Annotated in this window: 17 protein-coding genes; 5 read left to right on the top strand and 12 right to left on the bottom strand. The window is 43.8% G+C overall.

The features are described from left to right. From ACLFWI_RS11375 to ACLFWI_RS11360, 4 genes are all read left to right on the top strand, one after another. Positions 1–3,054, top strand: a 3,054-nt coding sequence (locus tag ACLFWI_RS11375) for a phage tail protein (protein WP_446413043.1), incomplete at its 5' end; no start/stop codon positions are given. A 16-nt stretch (positions 3,055–3,070) separates the two neighbouring features. Continuing rightward, a complete protein-coding gene (locus ACLFWI_RS11370) occupies positions 3,071–3,745 on the top strand; it encodes a hypothetical protein (protein WP_446407964.1) in 675 nt (224 codons plus the stop codon). A 301-nt stretch (positions 3,746–4,046) separates the two neighbouring features. After that, on the top strand, positions 4,047–4,796 hold the full coding sequence (locus tag ACLFWI_RS11365) for a hypothetical protein (RefSeq protein ID WP_446407965.1): 750 nt from the start codon (positions 4,047–4,049) through the stop codon (positions 4,794–4,796). 3 nt (positions 4,797–4,799) lie between these two features. Then, positions 4,800–5,231, top strand: a complete 432-nt coding sequence (locus tag ACLFWI_RS11360; protein ID WP_446407966.1) for a YbjN domain-containing protein — start codon at positions 4,800–4,802, stop codon at positions 5,229–5,231. Positions 5,232–5,330: 99 nt separating this feature from the next. Here the strand turns inward: ACLFWI_RS11360 and ruvA are convergent, their stop codons facing one another. The 12 genes from ruvA to ACLFWI_RS11300 form a co-directional block, all read right to left on the bottom strand. After that, positions 5,331–5,963 (bottom strand): Holliday junction branch migration protein RuvA, encoded by a 633-nt coding sequence (gene ruvA, locus ACLFWI_RS11355; protein WP_446413042.1) that lies wholly within the window; start codon positions 5,961–5,963, stop codon positions 5,331–5,333. A gap of 112 nt (positions 5,964–6,075) precedes the next feature. Beyond that, complete coding sequence (locus ACLFWI_RS11350) at positions 6,076–6,828, bottom strand: sucrose-phosphate phosphatase (RefSeq protein WP_446413041.1); 753 nt, start codon at positions 6,826–6,828, stop codon at positions 6,076–6,078. A 56-nt stretch (positions 6,829–6,884) separates the two neighbouring features. Next, on the bottom strand, positions 6,885–7,172 hold the full coding sequence (locus ACLFWI_RS11345) for an ATP-binding protein (RefSeq protein WP_446407968.1): 288 nt from the start codon (positions 7,170–7,172) through the stop codon (positions 6,885–6,887). Between the two features lie 180 nt (positions 7,173–7,352). After that, complete coding sequence (locus ACLFWI_RS11340; RefSeq protein ID WP_446407969.1) at positions 7,353–7,712, bottom strand: HepT-like ribonuclease domain-containing protein; 360 nt, start codon at positions 7,710–7,712, stop codon at positions 7,353–7,355. Beyond that, positions 7,699–8,013, bottom strand: coding sequence for a nucleotidyltransferase family protein (locus ACLFWI_RS11335; protein WP_446407970.1), 315 nt, complete (start codon positions 8,011–8,013; stop codon positions 7,699–7,701). The genes ACLFWI_RS11340 and ACLFWI_RS11335 overlap by 14 nt, the downstream gene beginning before the upstream one ends. A 319-nt stretch (positions 8,014–8,332) precedes the next feature. Then, positions 8,333–12,112 (bottom strand): magnesium chelatase subunit H, encoded by a 3,780-nt coding sequence (bchH, locus tag ACLFWI_RS11330; RefSeq protein WP_446413040.1) that lies wholly within the window; start codon positions 12,110–12,112, stop codon positions 8,333–8,335. Positions 12,113–12,237: 125 nt separating this feature from the next. Next, a complete protein-coding gene (locus ACLFWI_RS11325; protein ID WP_446378387.1) occupies positions 12,238–12,639 on the bottom strand; it encodes an HNH endonuclease in 402 nt (133 codons plus the stop codon). Beyond that, a complete protein-coding gene (locus tag ACLFWI_RS11320) occupies positions 12,636–13,025 on the bottom strand; it encodes a hypothetical protein (RefSeq protein ID WP_446407972.1) in 390 nt (129 codons plus the stop codon). Before ACLFWI_RS11320 ends, ACLFWI_RS11325 begins: the two co-directional genes overlap by 4 nt. Before the next feature lie 172 nt (positions 13,026–13,197). After that, positions 13,198–13,839, bottom strand: a complete 642-nt coding sequence (locus ACLFWI_RS11315; protein WP_446409245.1) for a DUF3386 domain-containing protein — start codon at positions 13,837–13,839, stop codon at positions 13,198–13,200. Positions 13,840–14,028: 189 nt separating this feature from the next. Then, the gene (locus ACLFWI_RS11310) at positions 14,029–15,150 is read right to left on the bottom strand and encodes an alanine/ornithine racemase family PLP-dependent enzyme (RefSeq protein WP_446413039.1); all 1,122 of its coding nucleotides are present in this window, start codon (positions 15,148–15,150) and stop codon (positions 14,029–14,031) included. A 23-nt stretch (positions 15,151–15,173) separates the two neighbouring features. After that, positions 15,174–16,295, bottom strand: a complete 1,122-nt coding sequence (locus ACLFWI_RS11305) for a DUF1611 domain-containing protein (protein ID WP_446413038.1) — start codon at positions 16,293–16,295, stop codon at positions 15,174–15,176. Positions 16,296–16,415: 120 nt separating this feature from the next. Then, positions 16,416–16,655 (bottom strand): hypothetical protein, encoded by a 240-nt coding sequence (locus ACLFWI_RS11300; RefSeq protein ID WP_446409248.1) that lies wholly within the window; start codon positions 16,653–16,655, stop codon positions 16,416–16,418. A 558-nt stretch (positions 16,656–17,213) separates the two neighbouring features. Here ACLFWI_RS11300 and ACLFWI_RS11295 point away from each other — a divergent pair. Then, positions 17,214–17,948: a helix-turn-helix transcriptional regulator gene (locus ACLFWI_RS11295; RefSeq protein ID WP_446413037.1), complete on the top strand. Its 735-nt coding sequence runs from the start codon at positions 17,214–17,216 to the stop codon at positions 17,946–17,948. Positions 17,949–18,037: the final 89 nt, after the last annotated feature.

The raw sequence follows: 18,037 nt of genomic DNA, 5'->3' as shown, positions 1-18,037 counted from the left end.
AAACAACATGATCCTGCCGAGTCTGAATCAAAGGAAGCCCAGGATGCCTCTGAACCCCCCAGCAATGAAGTAGAAAGTAAGGCGCAAGACAAACAAGTTCAGGAGATGGAGCAGCAGCCCCCTGGAGAATTTAATGCCGAAGCCTTTAAAGCTGCTGTAATGGACAAGGTGAACCAGGCGGCTCCCAAAACCCTAGAAGATGCTGATAAATTTAAAGACAATAATCTGCTTTCTTCGGTGAAGGGCGATATGTCCAATCAGGCGAAAGAAACAGCAGAACAAGCCGCAGATCCCGTTGCCGAGAAAACCCAGGAAGCGCCTGATACAAGTGGGATTGAATCCAAACAGGTAAAACCCTTAGAGCAGCCGGATGCAGGTTCAACACCAGGGGATATCGGTGCAGCTCAAGCCACACCGAAACCCAAACCGGAATCCGAAGTTTCTGCACCCATGCAAGCTGAGAGTCAGAAACTTGATCAGCAGATGGCTGAGGCTGATGTGACGCCAGAACAACTAGCGACATCCAATGAACCACAATTTGTGCAAGCTTTGGATGCCAAGAAAGGCGCTCAACAAAGAGCCGTTGAAGCACCACAGGAGTATCGTCAGCAGGAGCAAGGAACGTTAAATCAGGCACAGTCTGAAGCCCAAACGACCAGTCAAACCCAGCTCCAGGGAATGCATGGTGAGCGGGAGCAGCTCTTGGCTCAAGTGATGGGGCGTCAGGATGAAACAAAAACGAAGGATGAGCAGGAACGGGATAAAGTCGCTAAGGATATTAATGGGATTTACCAGGAGACTAAAACAGACGTTGAAGGTATCCTCAATGGTTTAGATACAGAAGTTACCAACCGTTTCAAGGTAACTGCTGATACCGCTAAACAAAAATTTGAGGACTATGTTGCTCCTCAGATGGAAGAGTACAAAAAGCGGTATGAAGGACCAGATGGTTGGGTTCGCTGGGGAAAAGATAAATTATTTGGTGTGCCGTCTGAAGTAACAGCCTTCTTTGATGAAGGACGTAATCAGTATATAAACGAGATAGATAAAGGTCTAACCGATATTGCCAACTATGTCAGTGAGCAGCTAAACAAGGCGAAAGAGAGAATTACTGAGGGCAGAGAAAACATTAAAGAGTACGTTGCGGGTTTACCGGAAGCGCTTAAGCAAGTCGGAACCGAAGCCGCGCAGGATATTCAGACCAAATTTGATGATCTAGAACAGAGTGTTAAAGATAAAGAGACGGAATTAGTCGATAAACTGGCACAGCAGTACACGAAGAATCTCCAGCAACTGGATGCTCAGATTAAGGAGATGAAGGCATCGAATCAACCCTGGTTTGCTCAAGCCTTCGATGCTATGGCTGGGGTAATCGACACGGTTAATAAGCTCAAGAACATGCTGCAAAACGTGTTAGCCAAAGCAGCGAGTGCCATTGGGTCAATTATTAAAGATCCGATTGGGTTCTTGGGGAATCTCGTCAGTGGTGTGAAGCAGGGGTTGGATAACTTTATTGCCAATATCATGACTCACCTGCAAGGGGGTCTAATTGGCTGGCTGACGGGTGCGATGGGTTCGATGGGGATTCAGTTACCCGATGATATCTTCAGTCTCAAGGGTATCTTCAGTTTAGTAACGCAGATACTAGGGATGACATGGAACTACATCCGCCTGAAGGCGGTGAAGTTGTTCGGCGAACCAATGGTTGCTGGGATGGAGAAGAGTGTTGAGATATTCCAAATTATCGCCAATCAGGGACCAATGGGACTGTGGGAACAGGTACAAGAGCAGTTCACTGACTTGAAGGAGACGGTAATTGAAGAAATCAAGGGGATGCTGATTACCCAAGTAATTACGGCTGGGGTGAAATGGATTATCGGGTTATTGAATCCAGCTTCAGCATTTGTGAAGGCGGCGATGGCAATTTATGACATCGTGATGTTCTTCATTAACCAGGGTAGCCAGGTGGTAGAACTGGTGAATGCAGTCATTGAAGCGATAACCGCGATCGCATCCGGTGCTATTGGCGGTGCGGCGAAGTTGGTAGAGAATGCTTTGGCGCGATCGCTCCCGGTGGTGATTGGGTTCTTAGCGTCGCTACTGGGTATTGGTGGTTTGGCGAAGAAGGTACAGAATATTGTCAAGAAGATTCGCAGCCGGATTGATAAGGCTATTGATAAGGTTCTGAAGAAAGCGAAGAGTCTATTTCAGGGTAAGAAAGGTAAAAAGGGTAAGGGTAATAAGGATAGTCGAACATACAAAGAAAAAGAGCGCGATTTGAATGCTGCGGTGAGGCAGGTCAAAAGACTTGCACAAAAACCAGAATCTACACCTGAATCTATTCAAAATCAATTACCAAAGTTAAAAGATGAGTATCGCCTCAATAAACTTGAACTTGTTAAAAATTCAGATAATATTTACCAGGTTCACGCTGAGATAAATCCTTCAATAACTTTACCTTTGCCGTCTCTTGCTCCTGGAGATGCGGCAGTGAAAGCCAAGCTACAAAGCCTAAATATCAAGCCAGTTGATGTAGATAAAATAATCAGAAGTCTAGAGAAAACAGGTGGAGGAGATGCTGTAGGTAAATATATCAAGTCAGGGGTTTTTGATAGTTTCGACGGCTACAAAGATTTGTTATCTAAAATTAAGCTGCAAACAGAGATACCCTCAGTTCTCCAAGCAATGCAGAAAGGCGACAGCCTTCTCAAGGCAGGACATACAAATTTAATTTTTGAAAGAGAACCCAAAACTCCTCCTCATTATGATGTTGATGTAGGTGTAGTAAAACCAGATGGCTCATGGTCAATGGTCTTCCAACTGAAGTATGTTGAAGGGACGGGAAATGTTTCTAAAAATGCCACTAAAGCAGCTAAGCAACTAGTAAATGCTCCAGGCACAGAAAAATGGGTGGAGATTCGGGTTCATAACGGTACTTGGAGTGACTTTAAGAATGAAGGAAGGGAAAAAGGTATCCAGACAACATTCAAAACTACCTACCCAAATGTTAAGCTGAGAATTATATTTTCTGATGGAACAGAAAAAATATATTAATTTTTAGGAGTAACCCATGATCGTTGATAAAGACATAGGAGCGGTAGCAGACTGGTGGTTTGAAGATCGTCGAAATATTGTCTCTCCAACTAGTCGCTCAGAATTGCATCAGCTCTTAAAAATGTGCCAGTCAGTAGCAGAAGTGCTTGAATTCTATCAACTTCTTAAACCATATAAGGTAATCTTCTCTGGCTGGCTAAGCTCTGACTCTGATAATAATTCACTAGTCCGAGTAGAGGAACCAGATGTTACTGTAACTATTCTAAATGTACCTAAGACAAAATCAATTTTAACTTGCTGCAATGAAACTTTAGATCAACTGGAAAAGAATCGTTCTTTTCTTTATCCTATTGATGTGGAGATACTAGGTACTGGAATTATTTTAGACGCTGATGGACAGGAATGTGAGCTACCTAATGTTACTTGGCTACTAGGAAAAACACTGGATGCTCATATCGTTGATGTATGTACCCAGAGTGATGCTTGGCTCCCCTACAATCTCAAAGCAGAGCCGCAGTTCGCAGTATGGGAGCGCAACGCACCACGATTGGAGGCAGCACTCCAAGAGATCCAAAAGCAATTAGGGTTCTTTCCAGTTACAGATAGTCACAGTGACTATGCCGTTATTCAAGGTTTCAAACTAACTAACCATACTGATATTGATGGTGAAGTTTTTCAGGTTTATAATTAGTTTTTATTTTTAGATTAAGACTTGTACCTTGGATTGCCACTTGAGCCACATTTCGTACTGTGAGTTGAAGTGCAACTCACATTCTACTCTTTGACTGTCACAAGCGGATAGTTCACTGGAACCGAAGGCTAAGTTCCGAAGGGTTTTTACCATATTATTCGAGGGGATTGGAATAATGTGATACTTTATTAGAGTTAAGAAATCAATACACAATTTGTGCTGTTATTAAACAGTGCTTGACCTTGATTACTCAAAGTATTAATGATGAATAAAATTTGCGGTTAATTAAGTTTAATTAAAAATGAGCAATACTGAAATTTTCCGATTGAATAGTGAACTCCTTTTACATACTGCAAATCAGTTTTTTGTAGAATTTCATTCTACTGTTCTAAGCTTAATCCAACGAAATGAAAAAATTATCGAGTGTCATCTTACCTTCCAAGTAACCCCCGAACTCTACCATCGCATCGACACCGAAGCCTTATTCAACCTCAAACCCGAAGTCCGCACCCCCCTCACCAACGGGAAATTCCAACCCTCACCCGACATCCAAATCGAAGCTAGCCTAAAACCCGACTTACTTCCCCTCCTCCTAGAAAAAGCCACCAACGCTGAAGAAGTCGCCGCTTACCTTGTAAACCTCAGTCAACAGCAAACTGAACAAACATCCGAGTCTACTAATGAAAAATCTGAAACACAGGCAACTGACAAATCACCCGATAATTTCCAATCCCCCTACTCCCTACTATCCACCGAAAGTTGGTTAGCTCTATCAGTCAAACAGCAACAGGAATCAGGGGAAACAGGCTACCGTACTTTTTGGTCTTATCTGAGTCCCCAAGCTTTATCCACAGAAACACCTGACTCTGAAGAAATATCTCAAGCTATTACCAACTTCTTTACAGATTTAGTCGGTGGTAGTCTGGATACTGTTGCGAAAGACTTCGCCAATGAAACAATCGGGGCAATATCTAACTTTTTTCAAGAATTAACTCAAGATACCCCAGAACCAACCCCTCAAGATACTATTACAACCCAACCCATTTTCTAGACAATGGTCAACTTCTTTACAGAAGATGATTGGTCTTATGCAAAAATTCAAGGAGAACCCGCTTTATACCTGGCATTTGAGGGAGACAATGGGAGTTGGAACTGTTACGCTAAAGCGAGAGAAAACGAAGAGCAATTTGTTTTTTACTCAATTTGCCCGATAAAAGTGCCAAAAACCAAGCGTCGAATACTGGGAGAGTTTATCGCTAGAGCCAATTATGGCATGATGATTGGTAATTTTGAATTAGACTTCACCGATGGTGAGATTCGCTACAAAACCAGTATTGATGTCGAGGGGGATAGACTCAGTTTTGCCCTTATCCAACAGCTAGTTTATGCTAATGTGACAATGATGGATAAATATCTACCTGGAATTAAGTTAATCCTTGAGAGTGGTATTTCACCAGAAGACGCGATTGCACAAATTGAATCCTGATTCCGATCATGTCCTGATGATTGCCCATAATTGCCATGCCATAAGGAGTTTACGCCATTTTGACTCAGGGTATTTGACCGGAGATGATCACCCCCACAGCTACTGACTCAACCATGCGATCGCGCGTCGAATCCATTCCTCGGCGTTGGGGTTTTTCGCCAGCAGTGCATCCTGACTAATCGCATTCAGCGCCTGCGTAATTTCGGCGGTTTCATATCCTAGGGCTAGTAGGGTCATTTCCACATCTTCTAAAATAGCGGGGGAGGGTCCCGTTGCACTGGCTGGAGTTTCCACACCCGCGAATTTTCGCCATTCAGATAACTTGGTTTTTAGTTCCAAGGCGATGCGTTCAGCGGTTTTGCTACCCACTCCCGGGGTTTTGGATAAGGCGCGAGTATTCCCGGTGACAATCGCCTGAACCAGACTTTGTAGTCCTAGGGTATCAATAAGTGCGATCGCTAATTGTGCGCCAATACCACTCACACTCACTAACTGGCGAAATAAATCCCGTTCTGCGGCGGATGCGAAGCCATAGAGGATTTGTTGATCTTCCCGGATTTGCAGGTGAGTAAAGACTTGTACCACTTGTTCAGATCCGATCTGAACCTCTTGGGATAGCTGTCGAGTAATTTGCACCTCATACCCGATTTGGTTAACCTCTAGAATCAGAGTAACTCGATTCCCATTCCCTTTCTGAATCGTCGCGACTGTTCCCTTGAGATAACTAATCATTAATTATAAGTATCCAAATTTAGACTGACCGTTACATCAGTAGAGACGTAGCATGCTACGTCTCTACACTGGTGGCGATCTTCCCTGTTCCCTCTTCTCCCATCACTAATCCCTATGCCAGAAATCCAAAATGATGCAGACCTTCTAATATACCATCTGCATAATGTGCCTGAGCAAAATAGTGATAATCTTTTTTATTCTCCTCATACCATTGACGCAGTTCGGGTCTAGCATTTCCCACAATAATACCCCGTTCTTCCCCAGCACTAAACAGGGCGATATCATTACCAGAATCACCACAGACGACTGTTTTTGTCGCGTCCATGTCCCATTTTTGCCGCAGGAATTGTAAGGCTAGACCTTTATCCCCTTTTTGAGGCAGAATGTCTAAGTCTTGACCTCCACTATAGATTAGCTTGACATCTAACCCTTTTTCTTTTAGAGAGGATTCAAGACGGGGCAAAAGTTCTGAGGAAATTTCTTCACTTAGCACATAACTGACTTTAAACGGACGCTGTTCGGTATCGGCTTGAGGAACTAAGTCAGAATAATGACCAGCCGTGGCGACAACCTCTTCCCGGTTCCACCCCTGTGACAGCATATCCGCCCATTCTTGATCAATGATTTCTTCCTTAGGATCGAAGCAAATTTCAGTGCCAACTGAGGTAATCAGCGCATCCGGTGACAGTAGGGACTTTTCGCTCGTCAGTTTCCGGTAGAGGGCAGGCGATCGCCCGGTAGCATAGACTATCTTAGTCCCATAGTCTTGGCGATGCTGCTCTAACTGCTGATTGAGTTCCTTGAGGGCATCGTCATCGCCAACTAGAGTGTTATCTAAGTCGGTTATGAATAAAAATGCAGTCATCACAATCTTGTGGATGATTAGAGTTTGCACCTGCATTATTTCGCATCAGCGTGGGATTAGCCAAGGGCTTTTGGATAAATAATCTTAAAAGTCGTTCCTTGTCCTGGTCGAGAACTCGTAGAAATCGCTCCACCAACTTTAGTCAGTTCTGTGTGAACAATATCCAAACCATACCCGGTTCCGGCTTTCAAATCTCGCTCATCCTTAGTAATAAAATCAGGATGATAAGCTGTTCGGCATTTAAACCTTAATGCCAACAAGGGCGAAATCCTTGGAGTGCGTTTAGCGAAGCCATGCCGCAGGCTTTGCATCTTGCTCGCTACTAATACCCAATTTAAAGGCATGACAGCTTACAGGAGTTCGTAGACGGCTTCTGGGGAAAGAAGTTGGGCTTGGGTTATTGTATTATTCGTATTATAAGCATCAATTCTTTACTTGAGAAACGATGTCTTAAGGAAACCGTAACATCAGGTAGGGGCGCAATGCTTGCGCCCAGAAAATCCGTAAAACTTCAACTCTAACGACTATTCTATCTCTGGTGGCAAGGGTGGGATCAAAGGTTCTAATTGAGCAATCAGCGTGGGAATATCTGACGTCACTACAGACCAAATTCGTTCTTGCCTAATCTCCTCATACTGATGAGCAATGACATTCCGTTGCCCGATAATATCACTCCAGGGAATTTCCGGATGAACTTGACGGAAATCCTCTGACATTCGCCTCGCCGCTTCGCCCAGAATTTCTAACTGTCGCTCAACTGCACTCTGAAGCAATATACTCTCTAGATACGCTTCATAGGATAAACCAGCCGTAAATTCTTGAAGGCGAATTGCTGCCTGTAACATATCCCAAAGATAACCCGATTCACGACTATTGGGCTGCATAAATCACCTGTTTTGTACTTAGAATTTCATAACGCCGGAAAGGATTACGTAAACACTCCTTTTCCACGAAATCAACCTCCCGACTAAACATCGTTTTCAGTTCTTCTTTCATCTTAATGATGTCCCACAGACTCCATTTAGCCTCCGGCGCAAAACTGACCAGTACATCCACATCACTATCGGGGCGAAAATCATCTCGTAAGATAGAACCAAATAGGGCAAATTCAGTAATTTGCCAGCGCTGGCAAAACGCAGCAATCTGTTCTGTTGATACCTCAACCTTTGGGCTAATCGTCGTCATCTTGTTTGTAGTAAGGGCTTTAGCCTTATATTTTATTAGCGTTATATTCCCATATTAAACCTTGAACAGTAAACCCGAAAATCGGCAAAATCATTGAACAATGGTGCGTTACGCTTCGCTAACGCACCCTACTAAAATGGTGGCATGGATTTAACCATTAAGGTTGTAGGTTGGGTTGACGCAAGAAAACCCAACGGAATCTAGGGCTAAGGTTCCCTACTACAAGCCGAATCTAATTCATCAAATAAGGTGTGCTAAGCCACTACAAAGGTGACATACTCCCTCCCATAAGTACGTCAACCCATTCCTAAACTATTCTTTAAACCGTCACTCCTTCTAATTCCTCATCCGTCAACTCATACAACGCTTGCAACTTCTGTAACTTCTCATCACTCGGTTGCCAAAATCCTCGTCCACTTGCTTCCAACATCCGGGCGACAATATTGCGAAATGCCTCAGGATTTGCCTGTCTTAACTTCTCTGCCATTTCTGCATCTAAAGCATAAGTATCTGCTGCTTGATCATACACCCAATCATCTGTAAAATCTGCGGTTCCTCCCCAACCCATTAATGCCGTCATCCGTTGGGAGATTTCATAAGCACCACCTGAACCCTGATTTGCCATTGCTTCTGCCCATTTGGGATTCAGCAATTTAGTGCGATATTCTAATCGCAGTAAGTCATCTAATTTGCGTGGAGTTGTATCTTTAGAAAAGCTTTCTACAAAACTGGCACTCACTTTCTTTCCCCGTTGTTTCTCAGCCGCTTTTTTCAATCCCCCAGTATTGGCATAGTATTCCTGAATATCGGTTAAACCGTATTCCACGGAGTCAATTTCCTGAACCACCTGGCTGGTTGTTTTTAATAGCTGAGTTAGAACTTCCGGACGCGCTTGTCCTTTATCTTGACGCCCATAACTAAATGAATTGCGACTTTCCCAGGTTTTGCCTAATTCCTCTCCCGATTCCCAGTTTCCATCGGTTACTTGGTCATTGACTAAGGAACCAAAATCGCCAGCCGGGTTAGAAAATAATCGGGCGGAATTATTATTGATTCCTTGGGCTTGTAAGGCTAAAGCATGTTTACGAATAAAATTCTGGTCTTCCGGTTCCTCAGCCGCCGCCGCCCGTTTAAATAAATCATCGAGTAATTCCATAATATTCACAAAACTATCTCGGAAAATACCGGATAGATTTGCCAATACATCAATTCGGGGATGTCCCAATTCGGCTAAGGGTTTTAACTCATAGCGGACAATTCGCCCCGTTCCTTCTTTGATGGGTTCTGCACCCACTAATTCCAGTAAAATTCCTAAGGATTCTCCTTTGGTTTTAATTGCATCTAATCCCCATAACATAACCGCCACAGTTTCCGGATAGTCTCCCTGTTCTTGGAGGTGTTGGGTAATAATTTTTTGAGCAATTTCTCGTCCTCGCTGATATGCCCCTGGTGAGGGCATCCGATAGGGGTCTAAGGCATGAATATTTCGTCCTGTAGGTAATACGCCTACACCATCTCGTAATAAGTCGCCACCCGGTGCTGGGGGAATGTATTCTCCATTTAATCCCCGTAATAGGTTGGTCAGTTCATCGGTGTTTTGCCTTAATAAATGGGCAATTGTTTCTATTTCAGTAGCAAGGGAATCCGATTCGCCTTTTTTATCCTTAACTAGAGAGGTGGTCGATAATGGAGTCGTTTTATCATCTCCTATTTTATCCATTACCTCCTTGACTAAATCCGCTGTGCCATTATCGCCAAAATAAGCGTTTAAGTAGCTAGCCAATGCTTCTGATTTCGGGGGTTCGCCCAAGGTATGTAATCCGGATGAAAATAGGCGTTGTTCTACCACTTGCAAGTATTCATACAACTTAACCAGATAATGATTAAATGCCTCAGCACTGAACAATCGCACATTATCGGGTGTGAACGGAATCCCTAATTTTTTCGCTTCATCAAAGGGACAATCCCTATCTAAGCCACTATCCACAATTTTCTGACAAATGTCAGGTTTCAGGGCGTAATTTTTATCGGGGTCTTCTCGGTACTCAGCAATTAAATCTCGCAGTGCGACTAATTCTTTATACAATCCTGACCGCCCATAGGGGGGGACATTATGAGAAATTAGAACGCCATATCCGCGCCGTTTTGCCAAAATAGATTCCGAGGGATTATTGGCAGCATAAATATAGAGATTGGGGATATCGCCCAGCAAAATATCCGACCAGGAATAACCTGTATTGCCTAAAGGAGAACCCGGTAACCATTCCACGGTGCCATGCATACCAAAGTGAACCACTGCATGAGGGTTAAACTCATGTTGTAGCCATTTATAGAATGCGGCATATTGAGGATGAGGGGTCATATCCCGTTCAAACATTAACCGCATCGGATCACCTGAAATACCTAACGGCGGTTGCACACCTATCCAAATATTTCCTAATTGAATTCCGCCAACTTGGAAGTCATCGCCGTAGGTTTTAATCCCGGTTCCGGTGAGGGATTTCCACTGCTTTTCGATGCGAGTGGTGAACAGATAGCCGAGCCATTTTTCTAGGGTTTTAACGTTGACGGAGTTTGTCGGTGAATCCTCATGACTCATCGCTTCATCGGCTTCTTTAACCCGACGGATAAGTTCTTCACCATCTTCCGGTAACTCGCCAACGGTATAGCCTTGCTGCTTTAGGGCGTGGAGGACTTTCAGGAGCGATCGCGGTACATTAAGTAAAGCTGCTGTTCCTGTCGCCCCATATCCGGGCGGGAAACCATAGAGAATGATGGAAATTTTCCGTTCTGAGGCGGGTGTCTGTCTCAGTTCAATCCAACGTTTCAGGCGTCCAGTTAACCGTTTCACCCGTTCGGGAATCAGATAAATATCCTCTCCCACCAATCCCCCCAAGGGAACCGTGTCAATTGCCCCATCTAATTCCGGTAATGCATATAATACGACCGATTGCAAGCCACCAATTCCTTGTCGCGTCCAAGAGTGAATATCCTGAATTAGTAACGGTGCGGCGACAAGATAGGGAACATTCTTGGCTGTGAGGATGCGTTTTGCTACCTCAACTTGACGCCCTGCCTCCATAGAACCGGCGGGTCCTCCGACTAATGGAAAGCCAATTGTAGAGACAATTGCATCAACTTCAACAGCGTCTTTTGATAAGGATAGTGTATCAATTTTACCCTGTTTGCGTTGGGCAGTTTCATCCGTCGAGGTCAGCCAATCTCGCACCGCCACATGTCCTTCCACACCATTAATAAAGATAGGGACGGGAATTAATCCAGCGTTCTCGAAATGGCGAATTAATTGGGGAATATACGGTTGTTTAGAGACAACATGTTTGCGGTAGAGGAGAATACCAACAACAGGAAGAGATCCCCCCCAGCGCCCCTTAATAAGGGGGGAGTCAGAGAAAGGGTTATTTGGTTTTTGCTGATACCACTCCAAATAGTGGCGTGGCGAGGTAAAGTACCCGTCATAGTCGGGATGTAATAATCCCATGTTGGGGGTTTCGACTGGTGGGGGAATGTCTCCAACTTGTAATCCTAAGTATTTTTCAGCGAGTACCCAAAACATTGAAGCCACGTTTTCGGAACCGCCAGCATTCCAATACCCGTAGATAATCAGCCAGTTGCGTAAATCCTGAACTTTTTTCGCTGGAATATACTTCAGCAGCTTGGGACCCGTCTTCAAAAAGCTGATATAACCCGCGAGTTTATCTTCTTCTCGTCCATTACTAAATTTATCCAGAATAAATTTAATTGGCTTGGGCATTCCTTTGGGCTTATCGCCAATTTTAAACGCCCCGATTTGAGTCAGACTCATTAATTCGAGGGCGGATTCAAAGACGAGGCGGATGGGGATGTGTTGAGTTCTCTCCCGCAGCCATAATACTTGGTCATAATCAAACAGCAGACTGGCGAAGAAGACATCAGCATCCTGGAGGGCGGCGGCGACGATATCCGGTTCTGTGGTCAAGGATTGGTCGCTAAATACGCGAATATCCAAGTCTGGACAGCGCTTAGTCGCCCAATCAGCCGCTTGGCGATACAAGTCGGCGTTGAATGATTCAAACCCAGCGATTAAGACGATGCGTTTCATAGACCCAAGCCCGAACGATTTCTTCATACTTCAATCTTAATGGGTCTGGGGGATAAAATCCTGTTTTGTCTAGATTGTTCCAGATGTTGTATGCAACGTCCATACAGGATTTTAGCGACTTCAACCTAAGGAAACAAGCTTAAACGAATCCATAGCTGCCGTGCCGTTACTTGTGCTTGACTGTTCATCTCTAAATGAGTGATCGTTACTCTTGCAGTAGGTGTTTTAGCCACAAGTGTTCCCGAATCACTGTCTACTTGGAAATGGTCGTCCCATAGATCTTGCCTTGGGTGAAACAGAGGAACGTCCTGATTGGATTCAGGATCGAGTCCACTGATACGAGTTCCTTTACGAAGATTGCAAGAACGACAAGCGAGAGCGAGATTGAATTCGGCATCAACGCCGCCTCGGTACAAGGGTATGATATGTTCGACTTCAAAGGGGAAATTGAAAACTAATTCAGGCGCATGACAATATTCACATCGATGAGTAGCACGGTCAGCAACTAAAGTATAGAAAGAGTTCATTGGCTCAATTGCTGTACCAAAGCTGCACTTCGGGCTGTGGCTGCTTTCAATTCAGCCTCGACAAGACTATCCAGTTCAGCTTGTTGTTCTGGAGGTAGCATCTGTCCGCGATCGCGTGCTGTTCGCCATCGATTCATCAATTCAGATAAACGCTGTTGTTCAAAGGCACTAAAAAACCAGTCAGGACGAAAACTCTGGAGAATTAGTAGGGTATCTAATTCATTCCCTTCTAACTGAGCGGTCAATGCATCTAGCGCTTCACCTGCGGTTTTACCTGTTGATTGCTTGTTACCTGCAATCGCTCGATAAAGCCTCTCACCGCTCGCATCGGATACTGGTAAGATAGCAACTGTCGTCATGTCTTTACCGGAGAGTCTGTTGTTCACCAATTATAGTTGGTTCAAGGCTGTTAAAACCCCTCCCTAACCCTCCCTAAATCAACCCCTCCCTAACCCTCCCCTTGCCAAGGGGAGGGAACTCGAACAGCTAAAATCGCGGAACTACACAAACAAAGTCCGCCGAGGCGGACTCAGGAAAAATCAGGGAATTATTCACCATTTACAGAAGTTTGATATTCGAGAAATTAAACTCCTGAACGGACTCTTTTCCATCGGTTTCTGTACGAATAATCCGCTGGGTCAGGATAACATAGTCGCCAACCTTTTCGTAATTATCTTCAAACACACTTTTACCGCCCTTTTGTTCACCCGTTTTGGGGTCATGGTAGACGGAATCATAACGGTGAGAAAGATAACCTTCGCCTGTGTTGTGGGAACTAAAGGTGTTAATCGTGACGACAACGCCGTGGATGTGACGGTGGACGTGGGTTACTTCATTATCACGGACTTTATAGCGATCGCCTTCTGATTTACCACCCATTAACAGTTCCACAGCACCCGTCTCATCGGTATCTCCGAAGGTGAAGGTATTCTTTCCGTGGGTGTCTTCAAAGGAACGACGAACCCGGTGAATCGCGGTTTCCCAGAGTTGAGAGTGAATCGCTTGCTTGGCGTCTTCGTCTTCGACATCGAAGACTTCTGCTTTCATATCCGGGTTAACCCGAACCTTCCCAGTAACGACCTGATCATCCTGTTTGAATGTCACATCTGCGGTGTAACCGGGGAAGTTGTGATCCCAGGTGTAGCGGTTCTCATACGCCGCCCGAAAGAAATCACGAGCTGATGTTTGAACTCCAACCATCTGCCTCTCCTGTCATTTTAGTTGCTGTAAACTAGCATAGTCGGGACTATCTAACTTGTATAGACCCCAAGTGGGTACTGTCTGTGTCAACTACCCCATCGGGGAGATAGGGGAAAATAGTGAGTGGTGCAAGATGTGAGTGAAACGGCAAAGATTTTAACATCAACCCCGTTTATTGACTTACAACTTCTAATTTATAGGTGAGACAATTTTTAACCTTTTAACCACAGGAATTATAGCTTCAGTTGTCAGGATAAATTGCTTTCTAATAAAAGGAGAAGTCATCGCAGACAGAAGACCCCCATAATCCAGGTTAAAATTCACTTCATCTCCAACTTGTAAATTGTGGTTCTTGCCGTCGAGAATAATATGATCACTGCTAGCTCCTAGTATTTCTAGCTTTTTCTTCGATTTCAAGCTAGATACCAGAACGTCCTGCCTTCCCAAAGCAATAATCACTCTCTGGCTAATTCCTCGATCTGAGAAACTAGGAACGTTTCCAAAAGCATCTTGACAGATCTCGCCAAATGGTATGGAGGGCTTTGTCTTGGACTCAATAACTTCGGCAACGAGTTTGAATGCCTCTGTGTGTAAACCTGGAATCGCTTTTCGGTTCACAGTTTCGCACCCTAAAAGGATGGATTCACCCAAGCGAAGATTGTTGATATTGCCGATATATTGAGCAGATTTATACCATTCATAATTAGCTGAATTACCGCCAGATATTATTTCCAAATTAATCCGAAATTCTTTTTTGATACTATTAACCAGTTCAGACAATTTATGCATATTTTTATTGTCTGGCTTTACTCCACCATAACAAGCCAAATTGCAGCCAATACCAACAATTTCTATATGGGATAAAGAAAGAATTTTTCTGATAAATTGAGAAAGATCACCAGGAAGTACGCCTTCCCGCAGATCTCCCAACTCTACCATCACAATTATTTGATGATTTCTATTATGTACTTTTGCATAATAGGAAAGTTGCTTAATCGTCTCGATTTCAGTGTTTAGACTAATGTCTACACTTGTAACCACAGCTTCAGCTTGACTTAAAGGAGTGCGTAGAAGCACAAACTGAGTGGATATCCCAGCATTTTTCATTTTTTGAATGTTTTCAATGCGAGAGTCAGCAATAAATCTGACTCCACCTTGAATCATTGCCTCGACAATAGAAGGTTCTCCTAGCACTGCTTTGGAGACTCCCATCAATGAAATTCCTCTGTGCCCATAAAGTTCACATAGCATTCGGGCATTGTCCCGTATTTGAGATAGGGAAATTTCTATCCTTGGCATAAACAATTTCATTGATTATTTCCAGACGATTACGTCTACCTCATTCCCAATACAGGCATTTTTTCTAAAGTCTTCCGCTTGATAATTTGATTCAGGTTGGGAAAATGATCACCTAAAGCTTGAATGATTTTTTGGCATCCATGATTCAAGACATCCATTGTCGGCAATTGAAACTGCCTCTCATAATCCTCTATGATTGTCAAAATCTCTTCATCTGCTAGGTTTTCATGGCTTAATGCAATCGCCATAACTTTAGCTGGAGAAATCGCTTCAATCAGTTTAATCTCGCTCTCAACAGTTGGCATTGGCAAATGAGGAAAATCGCACCTAAATTTCCTAGCTGGTGGATGTTGAAGGATAATACCATCGGGCATACTTCCTTTCAAGATGCCGATAGAACCCATAAAAGCGGGATGACTAACGGCACTCTGTCCCTCAACTAAAATGATGTCAGGACGTTCGTTGTCAAAGGCTTGAATAATAGAGTTTTCTATTTCACCAATCACAAATTGGGAAATCAAAGCATCAATCGATATGCCATACATTGCTCCCTGCATCAAAGCAGTTTGACCCGTCGCTACCAATACTGACTTTATGCCGAGAGTCTTGAGGGACTTGTTGAGTTCTATTGCGGTTGTCATTTTGCCGCAAGCACAATCTGTACCTAATATGGCGATTACAGGTACATTAATTTTAGAGAGTTGACCCGTAAAGACGTGCAAATCTTGTAATTGTGGAGGTTTTCTGATATCTTTAATTTGGATATTATTTTGGGCAGACATCTGGGTAAACTCTTGATCTTCAGAGAAAAACTGATGAAGACCGTTAATGATATCCATTCCTTTTTCCATGGCTTCTAAGATAAGAAGCCGTTCTGCCTGGGATATAAAGGCATCTAAAGGAGCTTTGCCATAAATGTAACAGTTGGGAACCTCTGAAAGGTTAATTAATGCTTCATTTAAATTAGCAAAAATGGGTATACCATTCTTTTCTTGCCCTAATTCTTCCCCTGCATCTTTACCCGCTCGTGAACTATCAATCACCCCAACAATTGTATACCGTTCAGAGTGTCGAACCAACCCAGCAGCAGTTTTTCCGTCGGCTAAACTAAATTGATTTTCGCAGTAAACTAAAGCCGTTTCTTTTCTGATTGTCATTTTAATTAGTTTCTTTCAATTTTTTTTCACTAATCATCATATTTTTGGGGAATTGCCAAGCCTCTCGACAATTTATAATTTTATCTACATACTTGAAAGCCTTTCCTGGTAAGCTTCCTGTTAAATCGTATTGGAGAAACTTCTGTTTAAGCTAGCCATTTCAACCACAGCCTCTCGGTGAAACTGAATCACACAAGAGGCTGATTCCCGATAATGGATACGGGTACAGGTAGATACTTTTAGTGTGATCGTGTTGGGGGTCGAATCCAGTAAGCGTTGCACTGTACAGGGTTGCATCTTATTCTTGCAGTAAGCAATGATGCGATCGCCAACTTTAATATCGAGTGCTTGAATGTTCATTAATACTTCTCCTTTCCTTTGGGTCAATGAGTTGTTGAGATTAGGGAACTCTTAACTGCTTAACAGGGAACAGTAAGGGTTTGAGGGTGATTTGCAAAAATTAATACAGTACCATTTTCTTGTGTCCGACTACTTAGTACCTCTTCAGAGTAGCATATAAAAACCTCAAATTATATCAAAGTTAAATTTCCATCGTCAAGATAATGTCGCTATACTGATAATTACTGTTCACCCAGAGTAAAAAATGTTAATTCAGCTTAAGTTAACAAAGCCGCTCCAAGCCCTAACTAACCTGACAATTGGTCACAACCGACAGAGTACAGCCCGGTTAACTCTTAGGCAAGGGATGATGATGAACCTTACTTGCCCTTGTTGTTCAGATATTTTACTCCGTCATATTAGTTTGGCAGGACTTTACTGGCGATGTAGCTCCTGCCATGAAGAAATGCCAGTCTAGAAACCGACGATCAAAAGCGTCAGCATCGGGAGAGATTCTGCGCCTTACCCTTGCCTAGCTGCGCTAACACTTCGCTATCACTTCGTTCAAAATGATAGATTATGACCGTGCCAAGTACGATGAACCGTTCTCTCCACAGTTTTTTCCAAGCGATCGCAGATGCTCGTGATGAGCAGGAACTTCGCCTGCAAATCATGGACGAATTAGGGGAGCATTTTCAGGCGCAGTATTGGGGGCTGTGTCTGCTCAACGAAGATTCTCACGCGGCTGAGGTGCAGATGCAAGGGGGAGCGGATACGGAGGGGTTTGTCGCCGATTACAATAAGCTGGCGCGAAAAGTTGATCCGGTGTTACGCTATGTCATCGAACACCATGCTCCCGCCCATGAACAACTGGTATTCTCTCCAGAGGTTTGGAAACAATCTGAACTGTACCAGAATTGTTATGCTCGCTACGATCACGAGCATGTGATGATGGGTCCGATTGTCAGTGGGGGGCGTTTGATGGGTGGGGTATATTTTGCCCGTGCTTCTGATGCACCTGCGTTTGATTATAAAGACTTGGCTGACTTAACCGGATTATGCTTGCATTTATCCTCACGTCTGGCTACCTTGCGATCGCAAGCCAAAAAATCCCCGTCTCTCGTCGCTAATCGCCTCACTCCACGGGAACGGGAAATTGCTGATTTAGTTGCCAAGGGGTTGACAAATGCGGAGATTGGTGCTGAACTTTGGATTACCCAAAATTCAGTAAAACAGGCGCTGAAACGGATGTTCCGTAAGTTGAATGTATCAGCGCGTGCGGAGTTAGTGGCGCGATTGCAAGATACTGTGTAGAGACGTTGCCTGCAACGTCTTTACCATCGGGTAAGAAAAGGGTTCAATCATGTCATACAACCCTAGATATTGCCAGAAGGAAATCAGTT

Origin of the sequence: Coleofasciculus sp. (genome assembly GCF_046539235.1) — a bacterium.
Classification (GTDB): Bacteria; Cyanobacteriota; Cyanobacteriia; order Cyanobacteriales; family Coleofasciculaceae; genus Coleofasciculus.
The sequence above is the reverse complement of the archived record's forward strand: the minus strand, read 5'-3'. Positions and strand labels throughout refer to the sequence as shown.